The organism is Pantoea sp. BL1 (genome assembly GCF_000963985.1).
In the GTDB taxonomy this organism is placed as follows: Bacteria; Pseudomonadota; Gammaproteobacteria; order Enterobacterales; family Enterobacteriaceae; genus Pantoea; species Pantoea rwandensis_B.
This window is the reverse complement of record NZ_JZRH01000008.1, coordinates 35,361-49,379: the sequence shown is the minus strand read 5'-3', so window position 1 is coordinate 49,379 and position 14,019 is coordinate 35,361. Positions and strand designations below refer to the sequence as shown.

Here is a 14,019-nt window from a genome sequence, read left to right as displayed (position 1 = left end):
TTTATGAGTCAATTTTTTCACATTCATCCAGATAACCCGCAACCGCGCCTCGTCAATCAGGCGGTCGATTATCTCAATAAAGGTGGCGTGATTGTCTATCCCACTGATTCGGGTTATGCGCTGGGCTGCCGACTGGAAGAGAAGAACGCCATGGAGCGTATCTGCCGTATCCGGCAGTTAGATGGCAACCACAACTTTACTTTGATGTGTCGCGATCTGTCTGAGCTCTCGACGTATTCGCAGGTGGACAATACCGCGTTTCGTATTCTGAAAAATAATACGCCGGGCAGTTACACCTTCATTCTTAAAGCGACCAAAGAAGTGCCGCGTCGTTTGATGAATGACAAGCGTAAAACCATTGGTTTGCGCGTACCTTCCAACCCGGTGGCGCTGGCGTTACTGGAGAGATTGAATGAGCCGATGATGTCTACTTCGCTGATGTTGCCCGGTAATGACTTCACGGAATCGGATCCGGAAGAGATTCAGCACAGCATCGGTAAGCTGGTGGATCTAATCATTGATGGCGGCACGGTAGGGCAGCAGCCGACGACGGTGATCGATCTCACCAGCGATGTCCCGGTTGTGGTTCGTGAAGGGGTCGGCGACACGCGCCCGTTCCTCTAATCACGCGTGGTCAGGCGGCGTTAACGTCGTCTGGCCAATATTTTTTTCTAACCAATGTTTAAAATCACCGTACGGGATATACAGTGAAACATCTTTGAGGATGACTTGTTTGCTGCGCACATTGGAAATTTCATGGCTGTAGCCCACAATCACTCCGCCAATTGTCTGGTCAGCATTATATACCGCGCCCCCCGACATTCCCTGCACAACGCCAGCATTTGATGCCATTGCCATGCACGGTCTTTTATTCCATTTATTGGTAATCGCTGTGCGCGCTAAATTAACGCCACTTGATTCCACGGGCATAGCAGAAATAAAGCTGTAACCGTACATCTTAATGGGCTCACCCACTTTACTGGTGCGGAATTTTGCCAGCGTTTCCGGGCTATTCTTATGATAAATAATCGCGACGTCGCAATAAGGATGATAAGCCTTAACACGCTGCACGGCAGTGGTGGCGACGTGCGCAGCTGTCAGGCTGTACTCTGGCGTTAAGGGGATGGTTGTACCAAGGATACCCAGACCCAGTACCGTCGGGATGCCTGTCACGCTCATATCCACGTGTTCAAGCGCCGCGCGACTATACTCAGTATGGCCCACGGAACAGCCGCTCAGTGCCAGTGCCGCGAGGGCAGGCCAAAGCAGAGAGGTTTTCATGATAGTCATCTTCTTTTAAGCATGTCAGGAAAATCCCTGGTGAAGACTTTCGACATGCAAATTAAATTCATTCCGTGAATGAATAAGCGCGTCAATTCCTGCGTGCGCCGGTTTATATTATCAACAATGCCACAGTGATTTCGTTAATGGCTTGTTAGAGAAACGAGTGTAAATAGTAAAGGTTACGCTTTTATAAATACGGCACACTCTGTTTCAGGCTTAAATTTTACACAATTTTCTAATCAGAACAATTCATCAAATTTAATCTGAATCAAATAATGCGAAAATACAGACTTAATCCAACCTGCAGTGCCAATTAACTGGTAATTTAAATTTACTGGATTAATGAGTCTCATTTATCCCGGTTAATTAGTGGTTTATCCTGTTTTGCAGTTTGGGTTTAGATTTTATGTTTGGGCTTATCCTTAAGCGTGGTGCGCAATGCTAGGAGACCAGTCTTGAAAAGCGCTAATGTATCACGGGTCTAAAGTGGGGGTAATAACCAGGCTTATAGTGCCAGCAGCAAATGATAAAAATTCAGTCACTTGGCGCATGAAGAAGACAAGTGCGGTTGGTGTATCTATCAGCAGCGTAAATGTATAGGCATAGGGCACTAAACGAGTGACGCAGCCTTTGGCCTTTATTATCGGCAGCAAAGGAAAAGGTGTTAACGAAACTTGCGTTAGTGTAAAATCGCGAGCCGCCTGAGATGGCATGCGCTATGCTCAGCGGTAACAGATTCTGATATGGGAACTGGTAATCCCCGTATCGTACCTCTTCTTACCACGACGCCTGGGAAGGCGACAACGAGGAATCTCCATGAGTGAGAAACTACAAAAAGTATTAGCGCGCGCCGGTCACGGTTCACGCCGCGAAATCGAAACGATGATTTCAGCCGGACGCGTCAGCGTCGATGGCAAACTGGCGACGCTGGGCGATCGCATTGAAAATGATAAATCCCTGAAAATTCGTATTGACGGCCATCTGGTTTCGATTGCTGAATCCGCAACCGAAGTCTGCCGGGTGCTGGCGTATTACAAACCAGAAGGCGAACTCTGTACCCGTAACGATCCTGAAGGGCGCCCAACGGTATTCGACCGTCTGCCACGTCTGCGCGGTTCACGCTGGATCGCTGTGGGTCGTCTGGACGTTAACACCTGTGGTCTGATGTTATTCACCACCGATGGTGAACTGGCGAACCGCCTGATGCACCCAAGCCGAGAAGTTGAGCGTGAATATGCGGTGCGTGTATTCGGCGAAGTGGATGACGATAAAATTCGTCAGCTCAGTAAAGGTGTGCAGTTAGAAGATGGCCCGGCATCGTTCAAAACCATTAAGTTTGCTGGCGGCGAAGGCATCAACCAGTGGTACAACGTCACCCTGACTGAAGGACGTAACCGTGAAGTGCGCCGTTTGTGGGAAGCCGTAGGTGTGCAGGTTAGCCGTCTGATGCGCGTCCGTTATGGCGATATTCAGCTGCCAAAAGGCTTACCACGCGGTGGCTGGATGGAGATGGAATTACCGGCGGTTAACTACCTGCGTACGCTGGTGGATATGCCGGAAGAGACGGTGACGAAAGTCGCGGTTGAAAAAGATCGTCGTCGTACTAAAGCCAATCAGATTCGTCGTGCGGTAAAACGTCATAGCAATGTGAGCGGCAGCCCACGTCGCGGTGGCAGCAGTAGCAGCCGCAACAGCAGCACGCGGACCAGTGGAACCAACAAGCGCGGTTCCTGATATGCCCGCGACGCCGCATGCAGCGGCGTCACTGTTTTACCAATCTATTCCCTGCTGAGCCTGAATGCCTGCATCAAACGCATGCTTAACCGGGCGCATCTCGGTCACGGTATCCGCCATCTCCAGCAAGGTTCGATGGCAGCCGCGACCGGTGATAATCACACTTTGCTGAACCGGACGCTGTCCCAGCACGCGCACCAGTTCATCCAGATCCAGATAATCCATGCTGACCATGTAGGTGATTTCATCGAGGATCACTAAATCCACATGCTCATCGGCAAGCATACGTTTTGCCTGTTGCCAAACCTGTTGGCAGGCGGCGGTATCGGTCTCCCGATTCTGGGTATCCCAGGTAAAGCCGGTGGCCATCACCTGAAATTCCACGCCATGCTGCTCCAGCAAATTGCGCTCACCATTTGGCCATTCACCTTTAATAAACTGCACGGCGGCAACGTTTTTACCGTGTCCGCAAGCGCGTAAAGCCGTACCAAAGGCGGCGGTGGTTTTGCCTTTGCCATTGCCGGTGAACACCATCAAAATGCCACGCGCTTCTGTCGCGGCGGCAATGCGCGCATCAACCTGTTCTTTTAAACGCTGCTGTCGCTGCTGATGACGGTCACTCATGCGCTGGCAGGCCCCGGTTTGCGTCCCGGCTGTGCATCAAAACTGATGCCGGTTTTGCGACGGCTATCATCGCCCATTAAATAAAGATAAAGCGGCATCAAATCGGCAGGCGTTTTCAGTAAACTGGCATTTTCTTCCGGGAAAGCGCTGGCACGCATTTTAGTGCGGGTGCCACCAGGATTGATGCAATTTACCCGAAGATGGCGATTTTTATACTCATCGGCCAGCACCTGCATCATGCCTTCGGTGGCGAACTTCGACACCGCATAGGCTCCCCATCCCGCACGGCCGGTGCGACCCACGCTGGACGTGGTAAACACCAGTGAACCGGCGTCTGATTTTAGCAGTAGCGGCAGCAATGCCTGAGTTAAGTAGAAGGTGGCGTCAAGATTGATCTGCATCACCTGGCGCCAGACCTGAGGATCAAGTTCTGCCAGCGGGACGATTTCACCCAGAATCCCGGCATTGTGCAGCACACCATCGAGCCTTGGCACCAAAGCGGCAATCTGATTGGCCACCTCGGCACAGTTTTCTGGTGTGGCATGCGACAAGTCCAGCAGCAAATGTGATGCGGGCTGCTTATTCAGTTGATTGATGGCATGTTCCGTTTGTTGCAGCGTCTCGGCATTGCGGCCCAGCAAAATGACACGTGCGCCGTAGCGCGCATAAGTCAGTGCCGCTTCACGGCCAATGCCGTCTGAAGCGCCGGTCACGAGGATAATGCGATTTTCCAGCAGATCGCTTTTCGGTTGATAATGCACAGCGATGTCCTTTGGCAGGTCAGAGGGTTTTTGGCTTTATGCCTCAATTTGGCGTCAGGTGCAATCATCGCGCCTCGCAATCTGTGCCGCCTGCGGGCATTTCAGGCGACGAAAGTCGCTAAAGCGGTTAAACTCAGCCTTTGTTTGTAATTCACTGTTTAATAAGGCGGCAGAATGGATTTACTCTCCAGTTATGGATTATTTCTGGCCAAGGCCGTCACCGTGGTGGTGGCGTTCGCAGCTATTGTTCTTATTGTGCTCAATGCCGCGATGCGTAAACGCCACAGCGGTGGTCAACTGCGCTTGACTCATCTCGACGATGATTATCGTGAAATGAAGGAAGACCTGCAGTTGGCGAAGATGAAGCCACAGGCGCAAAAAGTGTGGCTGAAGCAGCATAAAAAAGAAGAGAAGCAAAAAGCCAAAATCGAGAAGCGCAATGCCAAAGCCGGGGTGAGCGAAGCCAGTAAACCCACTCTCTACGTGCTGGAGTTTAAAGGCAGCATGGATGCGGGTGAAGTCAGCTCTTTGCGTGAGGAAATTTCCGCTGTGCTGGCGGTGGCAGTGCCGGGAGATGAAGTCTTGCTGCGTCTGGAAAGTCCGGGTGGCGTGGTGCACGGTTATGGCCTGGCCGCATCTCAGTTGCAGCGCCTGCGTGACGCGGGCCTGCAGTTGACCGCAGTCGTCGATAAAGTGGCGGCGAGCGGTGGCTATATGATGGCTTGTGTTGCGGACCGTATTGTTGCGGCGCCTTTCTCCATTATTGGCTCAATTGGTGTGGTCGCGCAGATCCCCAACTTCAACCGCCTGCTGAAACGCAATGATATCGACGTTGAACTGCACACTGCGGGTCAATATAAGCGCACGCTGACCTTGTTTGGGGAAAACACCGACGAAGGCCGTGAGAAGTTCCAGGAAGATCTCAACGAAACTCATCTGCTGTTCAAAGAGTTCGTTCAGCAGATGCGCCCAACACTGGATTTGGAAAAAGTGGCCACTGGTGAACACTGGTATGGACGCCAGGCGCTGGACTTGGGCCTGATTGATGAAATCGGCACCAGCGATGCGTTAATCATCAAACAGATGGACCGATTCAATGTGTTGGGTGTGCATTATGCACGGAAGAAGAAAATGATGGACCGTTTCACCAACAGCGCCAGTCTGGCGGCCGAGCGGTTAATTCTGAAAATATGGCAGCGCGGTGATAAGCCGCTGTTGTAAGCGAGCCCGGCAAATGCCGGGCTTTTTTATGCCAGGTGATAGCGTGAGGAGAGTTCAACGGCAAGGGATTTAAACACGTTAAACACGGCGGTAGTTTTCGCGCTCGGCAGGCCTTCATCATCCAGGAACCAGGGGCCACGAAACACCAAAACGTTGCCCTGCTGTATCACGTCATTGGCTTCCATCCCGGCTAAATAATCGTCGTGCTGCTTAATCATTTGATTGGCTATTTCCAGTAACGCCTGGCGTGAAATGGATTCCGTTTCTACTGACATTGTTCACCTCTTTTTTGACAGCAATCGTTCTCCTTCTATATTACTAGCGAGTTGGGCTGTTCATCAAATCAACGTCCGTCAGCAAAACTGGCGCAAAATTAATCAGAATGCTAATTAAGTTGCGTAACGGATTTTATCAGGTAGAGTGTGGGCGATTCAGCTTTCAGGGAGATCACACCCGGATGTGTGGTGCTGTCAGATGGAAAACCCGCTTCTAATCATAAAGTTGCATAAGTCGATGCAATCTGACCTGAGATTATCCCCGCTGCCTTGAAATGTGAAAAGTTGGCAGCAATATTGAACCCGTTGGGTTTTGGGGCACCGAATCCTCTCCCGTTTATCAGGACGTTTCAATTAGGTAAAGGTACATATGGGTAAAGCACTCGTAATCGTTGAGTCCCCGGCAAAGGCCAAAACAATCAATAAATACCTCGGTAATGACTACGTGGTGAAATCCAGCGTCGGTCATATCCGTGATTTGCCGACCAGCGGTTCAACTGCCCGTAAAACTACCGACGGGGAAAAGGCGAAAACAGGAAAAAAGGTTAAGAAGGATGAGAAGGCCGCATTGGTCAGTCGCATGGGTGTCGATCCCTGGCATGGCTGGGAAGCGGACTATCAGATTCTGCCGGGTAAAGAAAAAGTCGTAGCCGAACTGAAAAGCCTCGCCGCCGATGCTGACCACATCTACCTCGCAACGGACCTTGACCGCGAAGGGGAGGCCATTGCCTGGCACCTGCGGGAAGTGATCGGTGGCGATGACAAGCGGTTTAGCCGCGTGGTGTTCAACGAAATCACCAAAAATGCGATTCGCCAGGCGTTTGAAAAACCGGGCGAACTGAATATTGAGCGAGTTAATGCACAGCAGGCGCGTCGCTTTATGGACCGCGTGGTGGGCTACATGGTTTCCCCGCTGCTGTGGAAGAAAATTGCCCGTGGTTTGTCTGCGGGTCGTGTACAGTCTGTGGCTGTGCGACTGGTGGTTGAGCGCGAGCACGAAATTAAAGCGTTCGTGCCGGAAGAGTATTGGGAAATCGATGCGGATTTCTCTACGCCGAAAGGCGACGCGCTGGCGATGCAAGTCACGCATCAGGGCGATAAAGCGTTCCGTCCGGTTAATCGCGAGCAAACTTATGCTGCGGTATCCGTGCTGGAAAACGCGCGTTACGAAGTGCTGGATCGTGAAGACAAACCGACCAGCAGTAAACCGTCTGCGCCTTTTATTACCTCGACATTGCAACAAGCAGCGAGTACACGTCTCGGTTTTGGCGTGAAGAAAACCATGATGATGGCGCAACGTCTCTACGAAGCGGGTCACATCACCTATATGCGTACAGACTCCACCAACCTGAGTCAGGATGCGGTGGCGATGGCGCGCGGCTTTGTCGAGAAGAGTTTTGGTAAAAAGTATCTGCCAGAATCACCGATCACCTACGCCAGTAAAGAGAATTCGCAGGAAGCACACGAAGCGATCCGTCCTTCGGATGTCAATATTCAGGCAGAACAGCTGAAAGATATGGAAGCTGATGCGCAGAAACTGTACCAGCTGATCTGGCGTCAGTTTGTAGCCTGCCAGATGGTGCCTGCGCAGTATGACTCTACCACCCTGACGGTGGGTGCAGCAGACTTTAAACTGAAAGCGAAAGGCCGCACGTTGCGTTTCGATGGCTGGACAAAAGTGATGCCAGCCTTGCGTAAAAACGATGAAGACTTGACGCTGCCACTGGTCAATGTCGGCGATATGCTTGACCTGAAGGAGCTGATGCCAAGCCAGCACTTCACCAAGCCGCCAGCCCGCTTCAGCGAAGCTTCCTTAGTCCGTGAGTTGGAAAAACGGGGTATCGGCCGTCCATCGACCTATGCCTCAATTATTTCCACCATTCAGGATCGCGGTTACGTGCGGGTAGAAAACCGCCGCTTCTATGCTGAGAAGATGGGTGAAATCGTCACCGATCGTCTGGAACAGAATTTCCGTGAGCTGATGAACTATGACTTCACCGCGCGCATGGAAGACAGCCTTGACCAGGTCGCCAATAACGAAGCGCAGTGGAAAGCGGTGCTGGATTCCTTCTTCAGCGATTTCAGCCAGCAGTTAGGTCAGGCCGAGAAAGAGCCAGAAGAGGGCGGCATGCAGCCGAACCAGATGGTGCTGACCTCGATCGACTGCCCGACCTGTAGCCGCCAAATGGGTATCCGTACCGCCAGTACCGGTGTGTTCCTGGGCTGCTCCGGTTATGCGCTGCCACCCAAAGAACGCTGCAAACAGACCATCAATCTGATTCCGGAAAACGAAGTTCTTAACGTACTGGAAGGCGATGATGCTGAAACCAATGCGTTACGTGCCCGTCGTCGCTGCCAGAAGTGTGGCACCGCGATGGACAGCTACTTGATCGACAATCAGCGTAAGCTGCACGTCTGTGGTAACAACCCGGAATGTGACGGCTACGAAATCGAACAGGGCGAATTCCGCATCAAAGGTTATGACGGCCCGATCGTAGAGTGTGAAAAGTGTGGTTCTGAAATGCACCTGAAAATGGGGCGCTTCGGTAAATACATGGCCTGCACCAACGACGAGTGTAAAAACACTCGCAAGATTCTGCGCAATGGTGAAGTTGCACCACCGAAGGAAGATCCGGTGCCGTTGCCTGAGCTGGCGTGTGAAAAGTCAGATGCCTACTTTGTATTGCGTGACGGTGCGGCAGGGGTATTCCTGGCGGCCAACACCTTCCCGAAATCGCGTGAAACGCGTGCGCCGCTGGTGGAAGAGCTGAAACGTTTTGCTGACCGTCTGCCTGAGAAGCTGAAATACCTGGCGGAAGCGCCAGCGGCGGATCCGGAAGGCAATAAAACGTTAGTGCGTTTTAGCCGTAAAACTAAGCAGCAGTATGTTTCCTCCGAGAAGGAGGGCAAAGCGACTGGCTGGTCGATGTTCTATATCGACGGTAAGTGGCAGGAAGCGAAGAAGTAATTCCCCTCAAGGCCAGCTTCTGCTGGCCTTTTCCTCATCCTTATAGCTAATCGTTCTACATTCTTTCGTTAACTGATATAGTGGTTATAGCTTTTTTCGTTTCGCTGACATGCTTTCCCTCCCTATACCTTAATTAAGGCGGAAACACGCCTGCAGGGATGGCCCCTCTGTCGCTACCGGGAAGATATAACTATGAAATTGCAGCAGTTGCGTTACATCGTCGAGGTGGTTAATCACAACCTCAACGTCTCCTCCACCGCTGAAGGTCTCTATACCTCACAACCGGGCATCAGTAAGCAAGTGCGTATGCTGGAAGATGAACTCGGCGTGCAGATTTTTGCGCGTAGTGGGAAGCATCTCACTCAGGTTACGCCAGCGGGTGAAGAGATCATCCGAATTGCTCGCGAAGTATTATCCAAAGTAGATGCGATTAAGTCTGTCGCGGGTGAGCACACCTGGCCTGATAAAGGCTCGCTGTATGTGGCGACCACACATACTCAAGCGCGTTATGCCTTGCCCGGTGTGATCAAAGGGTTTATCGAGCGTTACCCGCGCGTCTCGCTGCATATGCATCAGGGCTCGCCGACGCAAATTGCTGAAGCGGTGTCAAAGGGGAATGCTGACTTTGCGATTGCGACTGAAGCGCTGCATTTGTACGACGACCTGATTATGTTGCCTTGCTATCACTGGAACCGCGCGATAGTAGTCACGCCAGATCACCCGCTGGCAGGCAAATCGAATGTAACGATTGAAGAGTTGGCCGATTTCCCGCTCGTGACCTATACCTTTGGCTTCACTGGCCGCTCAGAGCTGGATACTGCGTTTAATCGTGCAGGATTAACACCACGTATCGTCTTTACCGCCACCGACGCTGATGTCATCAAAACGTATGTGCGTCTGGGCTTGGGCGTGGGTGTGATTGCCAGTATGGCGGTGGACCCGGTTTCCGATCCGGACCTGGTGCGAATCGAAGCTTCAGAAATTTTTACCAATAGCACGACCAAAATTGGCTTTAGGCGTAGCACGTTCCTTCGAAGCTATATGTATGATTTTATTCAACGTTTTGCACCGCATTTAACCCGTGATGTCGTGGATGCCGCGGTCGCATTGCGTTCAAATGAAGATATCGAAGCGATGTTCCGCGATATCAAGTTACCTTTTAAATAATCCCGTAACTCATTATTTTCACAAGGTGTCCAGTGGGCATCTTGTGAATACCCCCTCGTTAGCGCCACAAGAATCTCAAAAAATTTCATTATTTTTTTGTAAATGAAACATCGATCACATGTTTTTTCATTGTTATTTCTTAAATGAGAAACAGTACACAAAATTTACGCTGCCGCTTTGCGGACCGCCAGGAATATTCCCATACTCCAGTTATCAACTGATGAGAAAGGGCTTTTAGTCTGGTCCTTAAAATTAAACTCAAATTTAGAATGGTACTAAATTTGTTTTAACCCAAATTTACAAAGTAGTTATTTGATGAATAGTTTGATCAGTAATTAAATTTATCTCATCAATATTTTGGGTTTTGATAAATAGCGTTAATCGTTGTACTCAATAAAAATAACTGGATTTTCGGACTTAACAAGTTTAGGATTCGTCCTAAATCTTAATCGTTATCAACAATCGTTTTATTGAGAGTGATTATCAAAAACTATGAATACTAGACTGACTGTACAACAAGATTTTCGTACTAAAACCGCCAAGGTTGAGCGCTCTGGTAATGTGCGTCGCAAGGCTTGGTTGACCGTCTTCGCTGCTTCAGCACTGTTCTGGGTAGTGGTGGCATTGATGATTTGGCGTATGTGGGGTTAAGCCATGTGGGCAAATACACTCAGCCGTAAGTCTCCGGTTTCTGCGCGTCAGCCGAACACGTCAGCGTGCAAAGCGAAAGAAGTAAAGAGCGTTGAACAGCCTGTGGCGATTCCTGCGTCGTGGGAACTGAGTGAAAACCAGCGTAACTTTATCGAATCGTTCATGGATCCGAAGTCGAAATAACGCAGTCTGCGTTCTGTTCTATATATAGACACCCATACCTCTCTTTACCGGATTATCCGGTGGGCATTTTAAAAGCCCGTCCTTTAACACTCAGCATTCAAAAAACGGTGTCATCAGTACAACGCTGAAGACGGTGGACTTTTTTTGCCCGGAATCCGGGAGGGAGTGACTCGATGAATACAACGACTTTTTCATGGTTCGGCGTTTATGCCTTTTCCTTTGCATTTTGGGCCGCGGCCGTGTGGGCAATGATCTAATCCAATAACTCAAATTGTACTGACTTCTATTAATGCCCTGACAAACGTCGGGGCATTTTTCTTTGTGCCTTTATGTGTCATTTCGTGTTGTTATCAAATCGTTAACGAAATTGTGGTCTATCTTTAAGCTAAACCTTGTGGTTATTGAGGTTTAAAAGAGAGGCCCATAAAAGGAGGAGCTATGTCGTTAACGTTACGGGAGCACAGTCAGGATACGCTGGACGTTCGGGCAAAAAAATATCATTACTACAGCCTGCCAAAAGCTGCCCAGCAATTGGGTAATATCGATCGCTTACCCAAATCAATGAAGGTGTTGCTGGAAAACCTCCTGCGCTGGCAGGATGAGGATTCCGTAACCGCTGAAGATATTCAGGCTCTGGTTGGCTGGCAGAAAGACGCTCATGCTGACCGGGAAATTGCCTATCGCCCCGCGCGCGTGTTGATGCAAGATTTTACTGGCGTGCCAGCGGTAGTCGATTTAGCGGCGATGCGTGAAGCGGTAAAACGCCTCGGCGGCGATGTGGCCAAAGTTAACCCCTTATCGCCGGTCGATTTGGTCATTGACCACTCGGTGACTGTTGACCATTTTGGGGATGAAGACGCCTTCGAAGAAAACGTGCGTCTGGAGATGGAGCGCAACCACGAACGCTACGTTTTCCTGCGCTGGGGGCAAAAAGCGTTTGACCGCTTCCGCGTAGTGCCGCCAGGCACCGGTATCTGCCATCAGGTTAACCTGGAATATCTGGGTAAATCCGTCTGGCATGAAACGCTAGAAGGCAAAGAGGTCGCTTATCCTGATACCTTAGTCGGCACAGACTCCCATACCACGATGATCAACGCGCTGGGCGTATTAGGCTGGGGTGTGGGCGGTATTGAAGCCGAAGCCGCCATGTTAGGGCAGCCCGTGTCTATGTTGATCCCCGACGTTGTCGGTTTCAAACTCACCGGCAAACTGCGTCCTGGCATCACTGCAACCGACCTGGTTTTAACCGTGACGCAAATGCTGCGCAAGCATGGTGTGGTGGGCAAATTCGTTGAATTTTATGGTGATGGCCTGGCCGATTTGCCGCTGGCCGATCGCGCAACTATCGCCAATATGGCACCGGAATATGGTGCCACCTGCGGTTTCTTCCCCATTGATGAAGTGACCCTGAGCTACATGACCCTGACCGGGCGTGATGCTGAACAAGTCGAGTTAGTCGAAGCTTATGCTAAGCAACAAGGGATGTGGCGAAATCCGGGCGACGAACCACGGTTTACCAGCTCACTGGCGCTGGACATGGCAAACGTTGAATCCAGCCTTGCGGGTCCAAAACGTCCGCAGGATCGTGTCTCCTTAGGCGATGTGCCCGCAGCTTTTGATGCCAGCAACGAACTCGAAGTCAATCATGCGCAGAAAGCCCACAAGACCGTAACCTATAGTGACAGCGAGACCGGCGATAACTATCAGCTGGAAGACGGCGCGGTGGTTATTTCGGCCATCACCTCTTGTACCAACACATCCAACCCCAGCGTCTTAATGGCGGCGGGTCTGCTGGCGAAAAATGCGGTTGAGCGCGGATTGATGCGCAAACCTTGGGTGAAAGCGTCGCTGGCACCGGGATCAAAAGTGGTGTCGGATTACCTCGCGGTGGCCCAGCTGACGCCATATCTGGATGAATTAGGCTTCAATCTGGTGGGGTATGGTTGCACCACCTGCATTGGTAATTCGGGCCCATTGCCAGATGAAATCGAGAGTGCCATCAAAGAAGGCGATCTGACCGTGGGTGCTGTGCTATCGGGTAACCGTAACTTCGAAGGGCGCATCCATCCGCTGGTGAAAACGAACTGGCTTGCATCGCCGCCGCTGGTGGTGGCTTATGCGTTGGCCGGTAACATGAAGCTCAACCTGCAGAACGATCCCATCGGGCAGGATAGACAAGGCAACGATGTCTATCTGCAGGATATCTGGCCATCACCTGAAGAGATTGCCGCCGCAGTGCAGAAAGTGACCAGCGATATGTTCCATAAAGAGTATGCGGAGGTCTTTGACGGTACGCCGGAATGGCAGCAAATCAAAGTGAGTGAAGCCGCAACCTATGACTGGGATGAGGGATCGACTTACATCCGCCTGTCGCCGTTCTTTGACGATATGGGCAAAACGCCGGAACCGGTCAAGGATATTAAGGGCGCACGCATTCTGGCAATGTTGGGTGATTCTGTCACCACTGACCACATCTCACCGGCGGGCAGTATTAAAGCGGAAAGTCCTGCTGGACGCTATTTGCTGTCGCATGGTGTTGAGCGTACCGATTTCAACTCATACGGTTCGCGTCGTGGTAACCACGAAGTGATGATGCGCGGGACCTTTGCAAATATTCGTATTCGAAATGAAATGGTGCCGGGCGTGGAAGGGGGATACACCAAACACTTCCCCAGCAATGAACAGCTGGCGATTTACGATGCGGCCATGAAATATCAGGCAGAAGGTGTGCCACTGGCAGTGATCGCCGGGAAGGAGTATGGCTCAGGTTCCAGCCGCGACTGGGCTGCGAAAGGCCCACGTTTGCAAGGTGTGCGCGTGGTCATTTCTGAGTCGTTCGAGCGTATCCACCGCTCTAACCTGATCGGCATGGGGATCCTGCCGCTGGAATTCCCCGCTGGCGTCACGCGCAAAACATTGGGACTAACCGGGGAGGAGTTTATTGATGTCGAAAACCTTTCACAGTTGAAACCCGGTTGTACTGTGAATGTCACCCTGACGCGTGTCGATGGTAAAAAAGAGACGCTGGAAACCCGGTGTCGTATCGATACCGGCAATGAGCTGACCTATTACCAGAACGACGGCATATTGCACTATGTGATACGTAATATGCTGAACTAAAGAAAAAGCCGGGAGATTTCCCGGCTTTTTG

13 protein-coding genes are annotated in these 14,019 nt (G+C 51.1%); 8 read left to right on the top strand and 5 right to left on the bottom strand.

All coding sequences use genetic code 11. The features are described 5' to 3' along the window. The first annotated feature begins 3 nt into the window (after nucleotides 1-3). Nucleotides 4-624 (top strand): L-threonylcarbamoyladenylate synthase, encoded by a 621-nt coding sequence (locus VH86_RS05145; RefSeq protein WP_045832152.1) that lies wholly within the window; start codon nucleotides 4-6, stop codon nucleotides 622-624. On the opposite strand, the gene VH86_RS05140 is transcribed toward VH86_RS05145, so the two are convergent. Beyond that, nucleotides 625-1,281: a serine protease gene (locus tag VH86_RS05140; protein ID WP_045832151.1), complete on the bottom strand. Its 657-nt coding sequence runs from the start codon at nucleotides 1,279-1,281 to the stop codon at nucleotides 625-627. 476 nt (nucleotides 1,282-1,757) lie between these two features. Continuing rightward, the gene (locus tag VH86_RS25680; protein WP_156150562.1) at nucleotides 1,758-1,997 is read right to left on the bottom strand and encodes a hypothetical protein; all 240 of its coding nucleotides are present in this window, start codon (nucleotides 1,995-1,997) and stop codon (nucleotides 1,758-1,760) included. 103 nt (nucleotides 1,998-2,100) lie between these two features. Here VH86_RS25680 and rluB point away from each other — a divergent pair, with 103 nt between their 5' ends. Beyond that, nucleotides 2,101-3,018, top strand: a complete 918-nt coding sequence (gene rluB / locus VH86_RS05135; RefSeq protein ID WP_034821500.1) for a 23S rRNA pseudouridine(2605) synthase RluB — start codon at nucleotides 2,101-2,103, stop codon at nucleotides 3,016-3,018. A gap of 36 nt (nucleotides 3,019-3,054) precedes the next feature. On the opposite strand, the gene cobO is transcribed toward rluB, so the two are convergent. Both cobO and VH86_RS05125 read right to left on the bottom strand, forming a co-directional pair. Then, nucleotides 3,055-3,642, bottom strand: a complete 588-nt coding sequence (gene cobO / locus VH86_RS05130) for a cob(I)yrinic acid a,c-diamide adenosyltransferase (RefSeq protein WP_045832150.1) — start codon at nucleotides 3,640-3,642, stop codon at nucleotides 3,055-3,057. Then, the gene (locus tag VH86_RS05125; protein ID WP_045814398.1) at nucleotides 3,639-4,403 is read right to left on the bottom strand and encodes a YciK family oxidoreductase; all 765 of its coding nucleotides are present in this window, start codon (nucleotides 4,401-4,403) and stop codon (nucleotides 3,639-3,641) included. Before VH86_RS05125 ends, cobO begins: the two co-directional genes overlap by 4 nt. Nucleotides 4,404-4,577: 174 nt before the next feature. On the opposite strand from VH86_RS05125, the gene sohB reads away from it, so the two are divergent. Then, nucleotides 4,578-5,624: a protease SohB gene (sohB, locus tag VH86_RS05120; RefSeq protein ID WP_045832149.1), complete on the top strand. Its 1,047-nt coding sequence runs from the start codon at nucleotides 4,578-4,580 to the stop codon at nucleotides 5,622-5,624. Between the two features lie 26 nt (nucleotides 5,625-5,650). Here the strand turns inward: sohB and VH86_RS05115 are convergent, their stop codons facing one another. Beyond that, on the bottom strand, nucleotides 5,651-5,899 hold the full coding sequence (locus VH86_RS05115) for a YciN family protein (RefSeq protein ID WP_045832148.1): 249 nt from the start codon (nucleotides 5,897-5,899) through the stop codon (nucleotides 5,651-5,653). Nucleotides 5,900-6,269: 370 nt separating this feature from the next. Between VH86_RS05115 and topA the strand changes: the two genes are divergently transcribed. From topA to acnA, 5 genes are all read left to right on the top strand, one after another. Next, on the top strand, nucleotides 6,270-8,867 hold the full coding sequence (gene topA, locus VH86_RS05110) for a type I DNA topoisomerase (protein WP_045832147.1): 2,598 nt from the start codon (nucleotides 6,270-6,272) through the stop codon (nucleotides 8,865-8,867). Between the two features lie 192 nt (nucleotides 8,868-9,059). Then, a complete protein-coding gene (gene cysB, locus VH86_RS05105; protein ID WP_034821485.1) occupies nucleotides 9,060-10,034 on the top strand; it encodes an HTH-type transcriptional regulator CysB in 975 nt (324 codons plus the stop codon). Between the two features lie 492 nt (nucleotides 10,035-10,526). Further along, nucleotides 10,527-10,685 (top strand): YmiA family putative membrane protein, encoded by a 159-nt coding sequence (locus VH86_RS24970; protein WP_071845610.1) that lies wholly within the window; start codon nucleotides 10,527-10,529, stop codon nucleotides 10,683-10,685. Between the two features lie 3 nt (nucleotides 10,686-10,688). Further along, on the top strand, nucleotides 10,689-10,868 hold the full coding sequence (locus VH86_RS05100; RefSeq protein ID WP_034821480.1) for a hypothetical protein: 180 nt from the start codon (nucleotides 10,689-10,691) through the stop codon (nucleotides 10,866-10,868). Between the two features lie 438 nt (nucleotides 10,869-11,306). After that, entirely contained in the window at nucleotides 11,307-13,988 is a 2,682-nt protein-coding gene (gene acnA, locus VH86_RS05095) for an aconitate hydratase AcnA (protein ID WP_045832146.1), read from the top strand. Nucleotides 13,989-14,019: the final 31 nt, after the last annotated feature.